This is a genomic window from Arthrobacter sp. UKPF54-2 (assembly GCF_007858535.1).
In the GTDB taxonomy this organism is placed as follows: domain Bacteria; phylum Actinomycetota; class Actinomycetes; order Actinomycetales; family Micrococcaceae; genus Arthrobacter.
Window position 1 is genome coordinate 2513398 of sequence record NZ_CP040174.1, and the last position, 15516, is coordinate 2528913.

Annotated in this window: 12 protein-coding genes and 1 tRNA gene; 10 read left to right on the forward strand and 3 right to left on the reverse strand. The window is 68.4% G+C overall.

The window, feature by feature from the left end; translation table 11 throughout:
• The first annotated feature begins 33 nt into the window (after positions 1-33).
• Both E7Y32_RS16450 and E7Y32_RS11575 read left to right on the forward strand, forming a co-directional pair.
• Entirely contained in the window at positions 34-168 is a 135-nt protein-coding gene (locus E7Y32_RS16450) for a hypothetical protein (protein ID WP_261382423.1), read from the forward strand.
• An 89-nt stretch (positions 169-257) separates the two neighbouring features.
• Positions 258-791: a hypothetical protein gene (locus E7Y32_RS11575; protein ID WP_146337245.1), complete on the forward strand. Its 534-nt coding sequence runs from the start codon at positions 258-260 to the stop codon at positions 789-791.
• A 108-nt stretch (positions 792-899) separates the two neighbouring features.
• Here the strand turns inward: E7Y32_RS11575 and E7Y32_RS11580 are convergent.
• The 3 genes from E7Y32_RS11580 to E7Y32_RS11590 all read right to left on the reverse strand — a co-directional run bounded on the left by E7Y32_RS11580 (position 900) and on the right by E7Y32_RS11590 (position 3189).
• A tRNA-Lys gene (locus E7Y32_RS11580) sits at positions 900-975 on the reverse strand.
• A 118-nt stretch (positions 976-1093) separates the two neighbouring features.
• Positions 1094-2221: a sorbosone dehydrogenase family protein gene (locus tag E7Y32_RS11585; RefSeq protein ID WP_261382424.1), complete on the reverse strand. Its 1128-nt coding sequence runs from the start codon at positions 2219-2221 to the stop codon at positions 1094-1096.
• Between the two features lie 2 nt (positions 2222-2223).
• Positions 2224-3189, reverse strand: coding sequence for a hypothetical protein (locus E7Y32_RS11590; protein WP_146337246.1), 966 nt, complete (start codon positions 3187-3189; stop codon positions 2224-2226).
• Positions 3190-3294: 105 nt separating this feature from the next.
• Between E7Y32_RS11590 and E7Y32_RS11595 the strand changes: the two genes are divergently transcribed.
• From E7Y32_RS11595 to E7Y32_RS11630, 8 genes are all read left to right on the forward strand, one after another.
• The gene (locus tag E7Y32_RS11595) at positions 3295-4233 is read left to right on the forward strand and encodes a LysR family transcriptional regulator (RefSeq protein WP_146337247.1); all 939 of its coding nucleotides are present in this window, start codon (positions 3295-3297) and stop codon (positions 4231-4233) included.
• 139 nt (positions 4234-4372) lie between these two features.
• Positions 4373-6094, forward strand: a complete 1722-nt coding sequence (ilvD, locus tag E7Y32_RS11600) for a dihydroxy-acid dehydratase (protein WP_146337248.1) — start codon at positions 4373-4375, stop codon at positions 6092-6094.
• Between the two features lie 401 nt (positions 6095-6495).
• Positions 6496-8394, forward strand: a complete 1899-nt coding sequence (locus tag E7Y32_RS11605; protein ID WP_146337249.1) for an acetolactate synthase large subunit — start codon at positions 6496-6498, stop codon at positions 8392-8394.
• A 2-nt stretch (positions 8395-8396) separates the two neighbouring features.
• Entirely contained in the window at positions 8397-8909 is a 513-nt protein-coding gene (gene ilvN, locus E7Y32_RS11610; protein ID WP_138768975.1) for an acetolactate synthase small subunit, read from the forward strand.
• A gap of 86 nt (positions 8910-8995) precedes the next feature.
• Positions 8996-10021, forward strand: a complete 1026-nt coding sequence (gene ilvC / locus E7Y32_RS11615; protein ID WP_146337250.1) for a ketol-acid reductoisomerase — start codon at positions 8996-8998, stop codon at positions 10019-10021.
• Positions 10022-10152: 131 nt separating this feature from the next.
• Complete coding sequence (gene serA, locus E7Y32_RS11620; RefSeq protein ID WP_146337251.1) at positions 10153-11748, forward strand: phosphoglycerate dehydrogenase; 1596 nt, start codon at positions 10153-10155, stop codon at positions 11746-11748.
• 205 nt (positions 11749-11953) lie between these two features.
• Positions 11954-14743 (forward strand): ABC transporter permease, encoded by a 2790-nt coding sequence (locus E7Y32_RS11625; RefSeq protein ID WP_146337252.1) that lies wholly within the window; start codon positions 11954-11956, stop codon positions 14741-14743.
• Positions 14740-15507, forward strand: a complete 768-nt coding sequence (locus E7Y32_RS11630; RefSeq protein WP_146337253.1) for an ABC transporter ATP-binding protein — start codon at positions 14740-14742, stop codon at positions 15505-15507. The genes E7Y32_RS11625 and E7Y32_RS11630 overlap by 4 nt, the downstream gene beginning before the upstream one ends.
• Positions 15508-15516: the final 9 nt, after the last annotated feature.

Below are 15516 nucleotides of genomic sequence, written 5' to 3' on the forward strand. Positions count from 1 at the left end.
GTGGGCGAAGGCCGCCTCGCATAAGGTTTTCCTATGGAAACGGCGCCGCCACCCGAACTGGACGGGCAGACCTCGATCAACGAGCTGCTTGATGAGCCCGTCGGGGCCGCCCCGCTCCAGCTCGCGCTTCCCATCCATTTCCAACTGGCGGCGGCCGGCCAGCGCTAGGCGAGGTTACGGCCTGTTGGCCGGGGCTGCCGGACGAAATCGTGCTGAAATCCCGCGGCCCGCTCGGCGCGGAACGTAGGATAGCTAGGATGAGAACGCGTAGGAGTGCCATAGCCGGCACGGCCCTGACCGCCCTCGCCCTCGCCGCCCTTGCTGTCGCCGCACCTGCCGCCGCGGAGCCGTGCGGGCCGGTGGTGGTGGATCCCCTGGGCCTGTGCCAGTCGCCGTCCACCCCGAGCCCAAAGCCGTCCAACACCCCCAAGCCGTCGCGGACGGCCCCGCCCGCGCCGTCGGCGCCTCCGGCGGCGCCCGCTCCTGCGGTTCCCCCTGCGCCCGCGCCCAGCGCGCCGGAGACCTCCCCGGCTTCCGCCGTCGCCCCGGCCTCGCCGGCCGGGCCCGCCACTCCTTCGGCAGACCTTCCCACCCCGTCCGCCACCGGCACGACGACGGCGACCCCGTCCGTCTCGACCTTTCCCGCCGTGCAGACGGCCGACGCCGCCGCCGGTCCCCGGGCCGCCGGGGCCGAGACCAGCGCCGGCGCCGTCCTGCTCGCCCTCGGCGGGCTGCTCATGACAACCTCCGCGGCCCTGGGACTCAGCCGCCGCCGCGACCGCCTGCCCTGAGCCGAGGCCGACCCCCGGCGCGCGGGCTGAGTCAGGGCAAACAATTCCGGGCAACGCAAAAACCCCGCCCTGTTCGCTTTTCAGCGAACCAGGACGGGGTTTTCTCTGTGGTGCACCCCCCGGGACTCGAACCCGGAACCCATTGATTAAGAGTCAATTGCTCTGCCAGTTGAGCTAGAGGTGCAGCTGTTGTTTTCGTTCCCCTCGGGCTTTTTATTTCCCGCGGTGTTCTCCGCAACGACATGAAACTCTACACGAGTTTTAGTGCAGTGTGAAATCGGGATGTGCACGCCGGGGTGAGGCTACCCGCCAAGGCTCAAAACCAGCGCAAAATCGGGGTTTTGGCCGTTGCTGAGGACCCAGAGCCGGCCGTCCGGCGCCAGGGAAACTTCGCGGATCCGGCCGTACTCTCCTGTGAAATAGGCCACAGGGTCCCCGGCAAATTCGCCCCGTAGCGGGACGGCCCAGAGCCGCTGGCCCCGGAGTGCCCCGAGGTAGGCCGTGTCGCCGACGATTTCAAGGCCGCTCGGGGAGGACGACGCCGTCGAAGGCCACACCACCTTGGCATCCAGGAACCCCTCGTGGTGCGGGGCGCCGGTTACCTCGGGCCAGCCATAGTTGCCGCCGGGGACGATGAGGTTCAGCTCGTCGTCCACGTCCGGGCCGAATTCGCTCGCCCAGAGCCGTCCTGCGCTGTCCCAGTCGAGGCCCTGGACGTTGCGGTGCCCCAGGCTGTAGACGGGATTGTCGCCGAAGGGGTTTCCCGGGGCGGCTCTCCCTTCGGGGGTAAGGCGGAGGATCTTGCCGCCCAGTGCGTTCCGGTCCTGTGGCTGGCCGCGGCGTTGGGAGTCGCCGGTGCCGACGTAGAGATAGCCGTCCGGGCCGAAGCGGATCCGGCCGCCGTTGTGCGTGGAGGCCTTGGGGATCCCGGTGAAGATGACTTCGGCGGCGCCGAGTCCCAGCCGCGCCCCGCTGCCCTCGAGCCGGAAACGCGCGATCCGGTTGTCGCCCTGGGCGGTGAAGTAGGCGTACAGGTACCGGTCAGCCGCGAAGGCGGGGGATATTGCCAGCCCCAGCAGACCGCCTTCGCCGCCGGGGACGACGTCGGGCACCTTGCCCACCGCCGTGGCCGGGCCGCTGCCGCCCGGCGGCACGGACTTCAGCAGGGCACTGTCCCGCTCGGAGATGAGGGCGGTGCCATCCGGCAGGAAAACCGTCGACCAGGGCAGCGTCAACCCGGCGTCGACGCGGCCGGCAACCTGCGGCGTCCCTGGAGCGGCCGAGCTGGTGGCGGGGCTGCCCGCGGGCTGGCTCGTGGCGGCCTGGCCGCCGGGAGCCGGCGGAGCGGTGGGGCTGCCGGTGCAGCCGGCCGTCGCGAGCAGCAGAGCAGCCGCCGCCAGGGCGGCGCGCAGTGTCGACGGCCGGGGCACCGCTAGGTCCGGGAGCGGCGCGGCGGCCGGAAGCCTGCCGCTTCGGCGTGGGCCGCGGAAAGGAACCAGACCTCAGCCCGGGTTTCTTCATAGGAGGGGCTGGTCTCGTCGTGGTAGATCATCGAGGAGGCATTTCCTTTGACGGTGAAGCCGTCGGGCCCGCTGCCGTCCGGGGCCGGCATCGCCGAACCCTCGCCGTAGGGCTGTTCCGCCGCCAGATGCCCTGCCGGCGCCGCAGTGTGGCTCGCGAAGCCCTCGGCGGCCGCTGCCGAGGAGGCAGCCTGCATGGTCTCTGCCTCGGCGACGTCGGCGGCCTCGGCGGCCGCCGATTCCGCCCCGGGAAGGGTGGGAGCATGCGGTTCGGTGTACTCGGGGTGGTGCACGGGGGTGTGCCCGGCCGGCTGCTCCCGCCCGGCGACGCCGGCCGCCATGTCCCCGGCCGCCATGTCCCCGGCCGCCATGTCCCCGGGGCGGCTGCCGGCGGCGGTGTGTCCGGTGTGGGCGTGGTCGTGGTGGGTGGCGGGGTGCGCCTCAGCCGGCGCAGTTTCCGACCATTGGGTCTCCCAGTCCGCACTCTCCGCGCCGGTCTCCTGCGCGGGCGCAGCCGCCGCGGGCGCACTAGCCGCCGGCGCGTCCGCCGTGGGCGCACCAGCCGAGGGAGCGCTTGCCAGGGCGGTGTCGTCGGCGTCGTCGTCGGCGGTGCTCGGCGGCTCCGGCTCGGCGTTGCTGAAGCCTGCGGCGGACGGCATCCCGGTAGTGGCCGCCGCGGCTGCCGACGCGGCGGCCGTCCCGCCAGACAGGGCGCCGTCGTGGCGCTCCCTGTCCGGAGCAGCGTGCGGTGCGGCGGCGGATCCGGCCCCCGTGGACGTCGAGGTTCCGGTCCGGCTGCGGGAACCGTTGCGGTTCAGCTGCCACCACACGACGCCGACAATCACCGCGATGACGATGAGCCAGATAATCCAATCCATGGCCGAATCCTTCTGTCGAGGCGGCAGGGTTGCCGTTGCTTGACGTTACGTCCGGCCCAACGCGGCTGTCCAGCATTCAGGACCCGCCGCGTGTAGCCTCGCTCCATGGACTTCAAGCGACTGCGGATCCTTCGCGAACTGGCGGACCGCGGCACGGTGGGGGCCACCGCCGATGCCTTGCGGGTGACGCCGTCAGCCGTCTCGCAGCAGCTCAAGACCCTGCAGGAGGAGCTCGGCGTCGTCCTCGTGGAGAAGTCAGGCAGGGGAGTGCGGCTGACCGAGGCGGGCCTGGCCATGGCCGGGGCGGCGGCGGACGTGGCCACAGCCATGGCCCGCGCCGAAGCCACCATCGACACCTACCGGCTCGGCTGGCAGACCCGGATCAAGGCGGCGTTCTTTCCCAGCGCCGCGGAGATGTTCCTGCCCGGCCTCCTGCACCGGGTGAAGGAGATTGAGGGGCTCCGCTTTGAGGCGCACTTCGAGGACCCCGGCGTTGCCGGCTTTGCCGCCCTGGCCGCCGACTATGACATCGTCCTGGCGCACAGCGTCGACGGGCCCGACGTGTTCGCCCGCCAAGGCCTCCAGGTCATCCCCCTATTGGACGAGCCGCTCGATGTGGCGGTGCCGACGGGCCACGCCCTGGCCGGCAAGGCGACGCTCAGCGCCGACGACGTCATCGGGTTTCCGTGGATGGGGGTGCCCGAGGGTTTCCCCTTTGACACCGTGCTGCGACAGATCGAAACCCAGGCCGATTCCCCTGCCCTGCGGGCGCAGCTCTTCCCGGACCTCCGCGTCCTGGAGGCGCTGGTCAGCGCCGGGCACGGGCTCAGCCTGCTGCCGCGCTACACCGCCCTGAAGAACCAGGGCAAAGGTTTTGTGCTCCGCCCGCTCCGCGGCGTCAAGGCCAGCCGCAGCATCGTGGCCCTGGCCCGCCCCGAAGCGGCCGCCCGGACCACCATCCGGGAGGTGCTCTCGATGCTCAAGGCGGAGGCCCGGGCCGTCGCCGAAGCCCCGGAACTGCGTGATGCGGCCCACAGCGGCTGAATCCCACCCTGGCCCGACCGGCCGTCCAGTCCACACAGTGAGACAAGCGTCCACCATTCGGGCGAAATATTCCCGCTTTTGCGCTTAATGAGCCATTCCGGCTCGTTGCCGCCGATGCCGGAGCCCTAGACTTTCACCCATGAGTGAGGACACCCAAACAGCGACAGCCACCACACCGGACATCAAACCCCGCAGCCGGGTCGTCACCGATGGAATCCACGCCGCGCCCGCGCGCGGGATGTTCCGGGCGGTCGGCATGGGCGACGACGACTTCGCCAAGCCCCAGATCGGCGTGGCGAGTTCCTGGAACGAAATCACTCCCTGCAACCTCTCCCTGAACCGGCTGGCCCAGGGCGCCAAGGAAGGCGTGCACGCCGGCGGCGGGTTCCCGATGCAGTTCGGCACGATCTCCGTGTCCGACGGCATCTCCATGGGCCACGAGGGCATGCACTTCTCCCTGGTCTCCCGCGAGGTCATCGCAGACTCGGTTGAAACCGTCATGCAGGCCGAGCGCATCGATGGCTCCGTGCTGCTGGCCGGCTGTGACAAGTCCCTGCCCGGCATGCTGATGGCGGCCGCCCGGCTGGACCTTGCGAGCGTCTTCCTCTACGCCGGCTCGATCATGCCCGGCTGGGTCAAGCTGGAGGACGGTTCCGAAAAGGAAGTCACCCTGATTGACGCCTTCGAAGCCGTGGGCGCCTGTGCCGCGGGCAAAATGAGCATGGAGGACCTGACCCGCATCGAGAAGGCGATCTGCCCGGGCGAAGGCGCCTGCGGCGGCATGTACACCGCCAACACCATGGCCTGCATCGGCGAGGCGCTGGGCATGTCCCTACCCGGCTCGGCCGCGCCGCCCTCGGCCGACCGGCGCCGCGACGACTTCGCCCGCAAGTCCGGCGAGGCGGTCGTGAACCTGCTGCGCAAGGGCATCACCGCCCGCGACATCATGACCAAAAAGGCCTTCGAAAACGCGATCGCCGTGACCATGGCCTTCGGTGGCTCCACCAACGCCGTCCTGCACCTGCTCGCCATCGCCCGCGAGGCCGAGGTCGAACTGACGCTGGATGACTTCAACCGCATCGGCGACCGGATCCCGCACCTCGGCGACCTCAAGCCGTTCGGCCGTTACGTGATGACCGACGTCGACAAGATCGGCGGCGTGCCGGTCATCATGCGCGCACTGCTCGACGCCGGGCTGCTGCACGGCGACTGCCTCACCGTCACCGGCAAGACCGTTGCCGAGAACCTCGCCGCGATCAACCCGCCGGACCTGGACGGCAAGATCCTCCGCGCGATGGACAATCCGATCCACAAGACCGGCGGCATCACCATCCTGCACGGCACGATGGCCCCGGAGGGCGCCGTCGTGAAGAGCGCCGGCTTCGACGCCGACGTCTTCGAGGGCACCGCCCGCGTCTTCGAGCGCGAACAAGGCGCCCTGGACGCCCTGGACAAGGGTCAGATCAAGGCCGGCGACGTCGTCGTGATCCGCTACGAGGGACCCAAGGGCGGCCCGGGCATGCGCGAGATGCTCGCCATCACCGGCGCCATCAAGGGTGCCGGCCTCGGCAAGGACGTGCTGCTGCTGACCGACGGCCGCTTCTCCGGCGGGACGACGGGTCTCTGCATCGGCCACGTCGCCCCGGAAGCGGTCGACGGCGGCCCGATCGCGTTCGTCAAGGACGGCGACCGGATCCGGGTCGACATCGCGGCCCGCAGCTTTGACCTCCTGGTCGACGAGGCCGAGCTCGAGGCCCGCAAGGTGGGCTGGGAGCCGCTGCCGGCCAAGTTCACCAAGGGTGTGCTCGCCAAGTACGCCAAGCTCGTCCACAGCGCCTCCACCGGCGCCTACTGCGGGTAATACCTTCCCCAAGGACACGGCGCGAGCGCCGTGCCCTTGGGGCCCCTCGGTATTCCCCTTATTAAGCCCTGCCGCCTAAGGCGGTCAGGTCACCGGGGGAATTGGGGAAGAGTTCAAAAAGTGGACGCCGTTGTCCACATCGTGAGACAGGGCCCGGCCTCGTTGACAGCTGTCTCACGCAGAGGGAAAACTGAACGCATGACCGCAATCGTCACCACCGGCCGCGTTGCATGCGAGAGTGCTGCAGGTGTATCCGTCGTCCTTACCAAGCGCGTGGCTCCATAGCCTCCACTGGTAACGAACCGTCACGCGCAAACCCCTCGAAGAGCCGCCAAGGCTGAGGGGTTTTTTTATTACCCGCAGTTCCACGATCACAGAAGATCCACCAAAGGAAGAGTCCGATGAGCAAAGGATCGCCGATCAGCCCCTCGCTGATGGCCACAAAGTCCGCTGGAGCCCCCAAGGCTCCGGACCGCGTCGAACGCCCGGCCGACGCCGGCGTCGAGCATGCTGCTGCCTCTCCCGTCCTTGGGCCGAACAACGTCGTACCCCCGACGGTGATGACCGGCTCACAAGCAATCGTCCGCGCGCTCGAAGAACTCGGCGTCGAGGATATTTTCGGTTTGCCCGGTGGCGCGATCCTGCCCACCTATGACCCCTTGATGGCCTCCAAAATGAACCACATTCTGGTCCGTCACGAACAGGGAGCCGGCCACGCAGCGCAAGGCTATGCCATGGTCACCGGACGGGTCGGCGTCTGTATCGCCACCTCGGGCCCCGGTGCCACCAACCTCGTTACCGCCATCATGGACGCCCATATGGACTCCGTGCCGATGGTGGCCATCACCGGCCAGGTCTCCAGCGGTGTCATCGGCACCGACGCTTTCCAGGAGGCGGACATCGTCGGCATCACCATGCCGATCACCAAGCACTCCTTCCTGGTCACCGACCCCAACGACATCCCGCACGTGATGGCCGAGGCGTTCCACCTGGCCTCGACCGGCCGGCCGGGCCCCGTCCTCGTGGACGTGGCCAAGGATGCCCAGCAGGGCCAGATGACATTCTCCTGGCCGCCCAAAATCGACCTCCCCGGCTACCGGCCGGTGCTCCGCGGCCACAGCAAGCAGGTCCGTGAGGCCGCCCGCCTGATCGCGGCCGCCAGCAAGCCGGTGCTCTACGTCGGCGGCGGTGTGGTCAAGGCCCACGCGTCCGCCGAACTCCGGGAACTGGCCGAGCTTTCCGGCGCCCCGGTGGTCACCACGCTGATGGCCCGGGGTGTCTTCCCGGACTCGCACCCGCAGCACGTGGGCATGCCCGGCATGCACGGCACGGTGTCCGCCGTGACCGCGCTGCAGCAGTCGGACCTGCTGATCACCCTCGGCGCGCGCTTCGATGACCGGGTCACCGGCATCCTGAAGTCCTTCGCCCCGAACGCCAAGGTCATCCATGCGGACATCGATCCGGCGGAAATCTCCAAGAACCGCACCGCGGACGTGCCGATCGTGGGTTCGGTCAAGGAGATCATCCCGGAGCTCAGCGAGGCCCTGCGCCTGCAGTTCGAAACCTCTGGCACCCCGGACCTGGCCAACTGGTGGGCCTTCCTGAACAACCTCAAGGAGACCTACCCCCTCGGCTGGACCGAACCCGAGGACGGCCTCAGCGCCCCGCAGCGCGTGATCGAGCGGATCGGCGCCCTCACCGGCCCCGAGGGCGTCTACGTCGCCGGCGTCGGCCAGCACCAGATGTGGGCCTCCCAGTTCATCAAGTACGAGCGCCCGCACGCCTGGCTGAACTCCGGCGGCGCCGGCACCATGGGCTACGCCGTGCCGGCCGCCATGGGCGCCAAGGTGGGGGAGCCGGACCGGGTGGTCTGGGCGATCGACGGCGACGGCTGCTTCCAGATGACCAACCAGGAACTGGCCACCTGCGCGATCAACAAGATCCCGATCAAGGTCGCGGTGATCAACAACTCCTCCCTGGGCATGGTGCGCCAGTGGCAGACCCTCTTCTACGAGGGCCGCTACTCCAACACCGACCTCAACACCGGCCACGACACCGTCAGGATCCCGGACTTCGTCAAGCTGGCAGACGCCTACGGCTGCGCCGCGTTCCGCTGCGAACGCGACGAGGACATCGACGCCACCATCCAGAAGGCACTGGAGATCAACGACCGCCCGGTGGTCATCGACTTTGTCGTGAGCCCGAACTCCATGGTGTGGCCGATGGTCCCCGCCGGAGTCAGCAACGACCAGATCCAGGTTGCCCGCAACATGACCCCGGACTGGGAAGAAGAGGACTGAACATGACCCGCCACACACTCTCCGTTCTGGTCGAAGACAAGCCCGGTGTGCTGACCCGCGTGGCCAGCCTCTTCGCCCGGCGCGCCTTTAACATCAACTCCCTGGCCGTCGGACCCACCGAGGTTCCGGGCATCTCCCGCATGACGGTTGTCGTCGACGCCGACGGCGAGCTGATCGAACAGGTCACCAAGCAGCTGAACAAGCTGATCAACGTGATCAAGATCGTCGAACTTACCCCCGAATCCTCCGTGCAGCGCGACCACATCCTGGTCAAGGTGCGTGCGGATGCCGCAACCCGGCTGCAGGTCACCCAGGCAGCCGACCTCTTCCGCGCTTCAGTTGTCGACGTCTCCACAGAGTCGGTCGTCATCGAAGCCACGGGCCACCCGGACAAGCTCACGGCACTTCTTTCCGTGCTGGAGCCCTTCGGTGTCCGCGAAATCGTGCAGTCCGGCACCCTGGCCGTCGGCCGCGGTTCCCGCTCCATGAGCGACCGGGCACTCCGCTCCGCCTAGCGGCGCGCCGTGCCCCGCGGCACCACCGTTCCACCAACGAATTTTCCCAGCCAACACCAAAGAATCCATTCAAAGGAGACACCCCAGTGACTGAAATGTTCTACGACGACGACGCCGACCTGTCGATCATCCAGGGCCGCACCGTCGCCGTCATCGGTTACGGCTCCCAGGGCCACGCCCACGCCCTCAGCCTGCGCGATTCCGGTGTTGACGTCCGCGTCGGCCTGAAGGAAGACTCCAAGTCCCGCGCCAAGGCCGAGGCCGAGGGCCTGCGCGTGCTCAACGTCGCCGACGCCGTCGCCGAAGCCGACCTGATCATGGTCCTCACCCCGGACCAGGTCCAGCGCCACGTCTACGCCGAGGACATCGCACCGAACCTGCAGTCCGGCGACGCCCTGTTCTTCGGACACGGCTTCAACATCCGCTACGGCTACATCAAGCCGCCGGCCGACGTCGACGTTGCTCTGGTCGCCCCCAAGGGACCGGGCCACATCGTGCGCCGCGAATTCGAAGCCGGCCGCGGCGTTCCGGACCTGATCGCCGTCGAGCAGAACCCGTCCGGCAAGGCCAAGGAACTGGCCCTGTCCTACGCCAAGGCGATCGGCGGCACCCGCGCCGGTGTCATCGAGACCACCTTCACCGAAGAGACCGAGACCGACCTCTTCGGCGAGCAGGCCGTTCTGTGCGGCGGCGCCTCGCAGCTGATCATGTACGGCTTCGAGACCCTCACCGAGGCCGGCTACAAGCCCGAGGTGGCCTACTTCGAGGTGCTGCACGAGCTCAAGCTGATCGTTGACCTGATGGTCGAGGGCGGCATCGCCAAGCAGCGCTGGAGCGTCTCGGACACCGCGGAATACGGCGACTACGTCTCCGGCCCCCGTGTCATCACCCCCGAGGTGAAGGAAAACATGAAGGCCGTCCTGAAGGACATCCAGGACGGCACCTTCGCCAAGCGCTTCATCGACGACCAGGACGCCGGAGCCCCCGAGTTCAAGGCCCTCCGCAAGAAGGGCGAGGACCACCCGATCGAGGCCACCGGCCGCGAACTGCGCAAGCTCTTCTCCTGGATCAAGAACGAAGACGACTACACCGAAGGATCAGTAGCCCGCTAAGGCAACTGGCCGGCAGGGGGAGCCGGACACCATTACTGGGGTCCGGCTTCCCTGCGTTGAGCATTACCGAGCATCACCCACGTTTCACCAAAATCCCCACCTGAATTACAAGAGAGCTAAAGAGGTCACCGGTGACAAGCACCAAACCTGTCGTACTCCTCGCTGAGGAACTTTCGCCCGCCACAGTCGAGGCCCTCGGCCCGGACTTTGAAATCCGCCAGACCGACGGCGCCGACCGTTCCCAGCTGCTCTCCGCGATCGCCGACGTCGACGCGATCCTGATCCGCTCCGCCACCCAGGTCGACGCCGAGGCGATCGCCGCCGCGAAGAACCTCAAGGTGATCGCCCGTGCCGGCGTGGGCCTGGACAACGTGGACATCAAGGCCGCCACCCAGGCCGGCGTCATGGTGGTCAACGCCCCGACGTCGAACATCGTCTCCGCCGCCGAACTCACGGTTGGCCACATCCTCAGCCTCGCCCGCCACATCCCGCAGGCCTCCGCCGCGCTCAAGGACGGCGAGTGGAAGCGTTCCAAGTACACCGGTACCGAGCTGTTCGAGAAGAAGATCGGCATCATCGGCCTCGGCCGGATCGGCGCCCTCGTCGCGGCCCGGCTGAAGGGCTTCGACACCAAGATCCTCGCCTACGACCCCTACATCACCTCGGCCCGCGCCGCCCAGCTCGGCGTGCAGCTGGTGACCCTGGACGAGCTGCTGGCGCAGTCGGACTTCATCACCATCCACATGCCCAAGACGCCCGAGACCGTCGGCATGCTCGGCGAGGACGCCTTCAAGAAGATGAAGCGCACCGCCTACGTCGTCAACGTCGCCCGCGGCGGCCTGGTGGACGAGGAGGCGCTCTACGCCGCGCTGGAGTCCGGCGAGATCGCCGGTGCCGGCGTGGACGTCTTCGTCAAGGAACCCAGCACCGACCTGCCGTTCTTCAAGCTCGACAACGTTGTGGTCACCCCGCACCTGGGAGCCTCCACCGACGAGGCCCAGGAAAAGGCCGGCGTCTCCGTGGCCAAGTCCGTCCGCCAGGCCCTGGCCGGCGAACTGGTCCCCGACGCCGTCAACGTCGCCGGCGGTGTGATCGCCCCGGACGTGCGCCCCGGCATCCCGCTGATCGAGAAACTGGGCCGGATCTTCACCGCCATGACCCACGCCTCGCTCACGCAGTTCGACGTCGAGGTGGCCGGCGAGATCTCCTCGCTGGACGTCAAGGTCCTCGAACTGGCCGCGCTCAAGGGCATCTTCGCCGACGTCGTGACCGAGCAGGTCTCCTACGTCAACGCCCCCGTGATCGCCGAGCAGCGCGGCATCAACGTCCGGCTCATCACCACCCCGGACACGGAGTCCTACCGCAACGTCCTGACCCTGCGCGGTGCCCTGAGCGACGGCACCCAGATCTCGGTGGCCGGAACCCTGACCGGACCCAAGCAGGTCCAGAAATTGGTCGGGATCAACGGCTTCGAGGTCGAAATCCCGATCAGCGAACACCTCGTGGTGGTGGCCTACTCGGACCGCCCGGGCGTTATCGGCACCATCGGCCACATCCTCGGCATGAACAACATCAACATCGCGGGCATGCAGGTGGCGCGGCAGACGGAGGGCGGCCAGGTGCTGGCACTCCTGACCATCGACAGCTCCGTGCCGCAGCAGGTCCTGGACGCGATCAAGGCCGGAATCGGCGCCGAAATGGTCCGCGAAGTCGACCTCGAGGACTAAAGCCCCACGTCGGACGCCTGCGGCGGCAAAACCGCCGCGGGCGGCCACGAAGAAGCGGCCGGTCTGCGTACAATGGCTAGGTCCGAATTTCGGATCTGGCCGGCAGACCGGCCTTTACTTTTGCACACCCGGCCGGGGACGCCGTTATTTTCCAGCGCGGAAATGAACAGTGGTGTGCGCACGCAATCCAGCTTTCAGGAGCCCAATGAACGCCGTCCAGAGGTTCATCAGAAGCAGAGTGCTTTTGCTGACCGCGTCCATTTTGATCGTGGCCATGTGCCTTTCCGTCCTGGTGCAGGGCCAGTCGCAGGCCGCGCTGAACCGCACCGTCGACCAGAACTCCCGCGGGCTCTACGACGTCCTTGTCCAGGCCAAGGCCGACGACAACGCCGGCCTGATGCAGCCCGAGATCGCCACCGGCCAGGGCGGCGTCAGCTTCGAGCAGCTGGACGCCATCCGCAAGCTGGCCGGCACCTCCGTGGCCGCACCGATCAGCCTGGTCTCCCGCGTCTCGCAGAACCTTGAGTCCCCGCGCCTGGATGCCACCGACTACCTCGGCTACAGCGCGGGCCTGGCCGGCACCGCCGGGGACCCCAGCGCCACCGATCCGTCCAAGTGGCCCGCCGCGGAGTCCGTGCTGAGCGACACCGCCAAGAAATACCGCCTCACCGCCAGCGCCGTGAGCTCCGACGGCAAGTCCGAGCAGACCCTGTTCAAGACCACCGCCGAGGGATCCCTGGGCAAGGCCAAGCTCGTCGAAGAGCAGGTGGCCGGCGGCAAGAACGTCCGGATCGCAGGCCCGGCGGGGGAGACCGGCATCAAGTTTCCGGCCCCGGCCGGCGGCTCCGAGCACAACCTCTTCAACCTCTCCGTCTCCCTGCCCATGGCGCCGCAGGTGACCGAGTCCGTCGTCGCCGTCGACCCGGTCGCCGAACGTGCACTCCTGGGCGGCGCCGGGGACTTCCTCGCGCCGCTGGAGAAGGCACCCCCGGCCGATGCCCGCAACGCCGGTGCGATCGGCCGCCACTTCGAGAGCCTCTTCACCAACGGCATCAGCATGGAACAGCTCAAGCAAGGCCCCGACTTCCTCGGCGTCAAGCTCAAGTACTGGGCTCCGCTGATGTCCCAGTACCAGCAGGCCAAGCGGGCCGGCCAGCTGACCGCCGACTCGCAGGCGATTCCGCTGATCGTGCGTTCAGGCACCTCCCTGGATCTGAAGTACTCGGTCAAGATCGAGGAAATCGACGCCGCCGGCAACGTGATCAAGGACGTCGGCACCGCGACCCGGTCGCTGGACAAGGACTACCTGCCGTTCGTGTCCAAGTCGCCGTTCGCCCTCGCCTGGCCCGGCTCCAAGGACCTGACCCAGCTGATGGGCGACACCGGCAGCTTTGGCCAGGGCCTCTACAACCCCGCCACCTGGAGCACCGACTTTGCCGCAGCGCCCAAGTACAAGGACGGCGAAACCGCCGGCAACGGCGCCGTGGACAAGTCCGCGGTCCCGGGCGATTGGATCACCGTCAACCGGCTGCCCGAGAAGGGCGCCAACGGCGCCCCGGTCGACCAGACCCAGCGCACGCCCGTTGACGAGCGCGCCTACCGCGACAATCTCGCGACCGGCAAGAAGCCCGCCACGCCGCTCGCCATGGTCTACGGAACCTTCGATCCGGCCAAGGTCCAGGAGGCCGCCGGTGACGTCAACCGCCTGCCCCTCGGCGGCTACGACCCGACGCCGATGACCCTGAGCAAGGACGCCGCCGGCAACGACGCCGGGCAGGCCGTGCTCAAGCCCTCGCTCAGCGGGACCGGACTGGTCAGCCAGTCGGCCGGCGCCATCACCGACTACTACGGACTGGCCGCCGCCCGCGGCTACGAGAAGAACGCCTCCGTGATCGACGCCGTGCGCGTCCGCGCCAAGGTGGACGGCAGCTGGAAGCAGGCGCAGCCGGAGGTCGAAAAACTCGCCAACGAGATCCGCGACATGGGCCTGCAGGCGACAGTGGTTGCCGGCTCCGCCCGCGAAGACGCCAACATCTTCGTGCCCGGCTACTCCAAGGACGACGCCGGGAAGGAGTCGCCGCTGGGCACCGTGCAGCAGTCGTGGGTCCGCCAGGACGCCGCCGACGCCGTTTCCGGCTCGCTGACCGGCACCAACCTCACGCTGCTCTTCCTGACCCTGTGCGGAGCGGCGCTGCTCACCGGCGCCTCGACCGTCAGCTACGTCCGCAAGCGCCGCCGCGAGGCAGGCACCCTGCGGGCCATGGGCTGGACGCAGCGCAAGATCCGGTCCTGGGTGCTGGCCGAATTCGGCGTCGGCGCTGCCCTGCTCACCGTCGCCGGGATCGCACTGAGCCTGATCAGCTGGAACGTCGCCACCGCGATCGTCTCAGCGTCGGTGCTGGTCCTGTACTCCGGTGCCGCCTTCTTCGCCGCGCAGCAGCTGCGCCACCGCGAGGTCATCGACCAGGAGCCGCAGCACGATGAGCGCCTGATCCCGGTGGACTCGCCGCTGACCTTCGCCAGCCGGCAGCTGAGCACCAACAAGTTCAACACCGGTTCCCTGGCCGTCGCCGTCGGCGTCTTCGGTGCCGCCGTGGGCGGGCTCGCCGCACTGCTGATCGACATCCCCCGGGCCGCCGGCGCCAGCGCCCTGAGCGGACTGGCCGCCGCCAGCATCGCCCTGCCGAGCATTGTGCTGGGTGTGTCCGGGGTGGCCGTGGGGCTGCTGCTGACCATGGTCACCGGCCGCTTCGAACTGGGTGCCAAACGCCAGTACCTGGGCACGCTGCAGGCCATGGGCTGGAACCCGGACATGCTGGGCCAGGTCCGCTTCTTCGAAAACGCCATGGTGGGGACCATCGCACTGCCGCTGGGTGTCCTGGGCGCCCTCGGCATCAGCCTGCTCCTCGCTCCCTACGCCGCCATCTGGGCCGGAATCGCCGGACTCGTCGCGGTACTTTGCTGGATTCCAATTGCAACGAAAGTGGTCCAATGACTAACGAGCTGAACCTGACCAGGGCGGCCCGCAACCGGATGCCGGAGAGCACCGGGAACGGCGGCCACCAGACCCGAGCCAACACGATCGTGAAGGCATCGGACCACGCCACGCCCCTGGAACTGAGCAACATCACCATCCACTACGGCGGAGGCAAGGGCGGCGCCGAGCCGGTCAACGTGGTCGATGACTTCAACATGACGCTGCACGCCGGCGAAATGCACTGCGTCGCCGGCCGCTCCGGCTCCGGCAAGACCAGCATCCTGACCGTCGGCGCGGGCCTGACCCTGCCGACGTCGGGCCGGGTGTTCTGGGAAGGCGACTCGCTCGAGACCATGGGCGACGACGAGATCGCCGACCGCCGTCGTGCCCTCATCGGCTACGTCGACCAGGGCGGCGCCCTAATCGACGGGATGAGCGCGCTCGAGAACGTCCTGCTGCCGGCCGTGCCGGACGGCGAGGTCGAACAGCGCCGGGACATGGCCAAGGACCTGCTGGACCTCGTCGGCCTGGGCCGGCGCATGCGGCACCGGCCCGCGCAGCTCTCCGGCGGTGAGCGCCAGCGCGTCGCGATCGCCCGCGCCCTCATCCTGGGCACCCGCGTGCTCGTCGTGGACGAGCCCACCGCAAGCCTGGACCGCACCTCGGCCAACCGCATCATCAGCATCCTCAAGGACACGACGTCGGACGGCATCGCCGTGCTGGTGGCGTCACATGACCACGAGCTTGTCCGCCAGAGCGATACCCTGACCGAACTGATCTAGGTTAATAAC

Bases quoted from the DNA above. Each gene is read 5' to 3' on its own strand.
- E7Y32_RS16450 (WP_261382423.1), top strand. From the start codon at position 34: ATGGAAACGGCGCCGCCACCCGAACTGGACGGGCAGACCTCGATCAAC.
- E7Y32_RS11575 (WP_146337245.1), top strand. From the start codon at position 258: ATGAGAACGCGTAGGAGTGCCATAGCCGGCACGGCCCTGACCGCCCTC.
- E7Y32_RS11590 (WP_146337246.1), bottom strand. From the start codon at position 3,189: ATGGATTGGATTATCTGGCTCATCGTCATCGCGGTGATTGTCGGCGTC.
- E7Y32_RS11595 (WP_146337247.1), top strand. From the start codon at position 3,295: ATGGACTTCAAGCGACTGCGGATCCTTCGCGAACTGGCGGACCGCGGC.
- ilvD (WP_146337248.1), top strand. From the start codon at position 4,373: ATGAGTGAGGACACCCAAACAGCGACAGCCACCACACCGGACATCAAA.
- E7Y32_RS11605 (WP_146337249.1), top strand. From the start codon at position 6,496: ATGAGCAAAGGATCGCCGATCAGCCCCTCGCTGATGGCCACAAAGTCC.
- ilvN (WP_138768975.1), top strand. From the start codon at position 8,397: ATGACCCGCCACACACTCTCCGTTCTGGTCGAAGACAAGCCCGGTGTG.
- E7Y32_RS11625 (WP_146337252.1), top strand. From the start codon at position 11,954: ATGAACGCCGTCCAGAGGTTCATCAGAAGCAGAGTGCTTTTGCTGACC.
- E7Y32_RS11630 (WP_146337253.1), top strand. From the start codon at position 14,740: ATGACTAACGAGCTGAACCTGACCAGGGCGGCCCGCAACCGGATGCCG.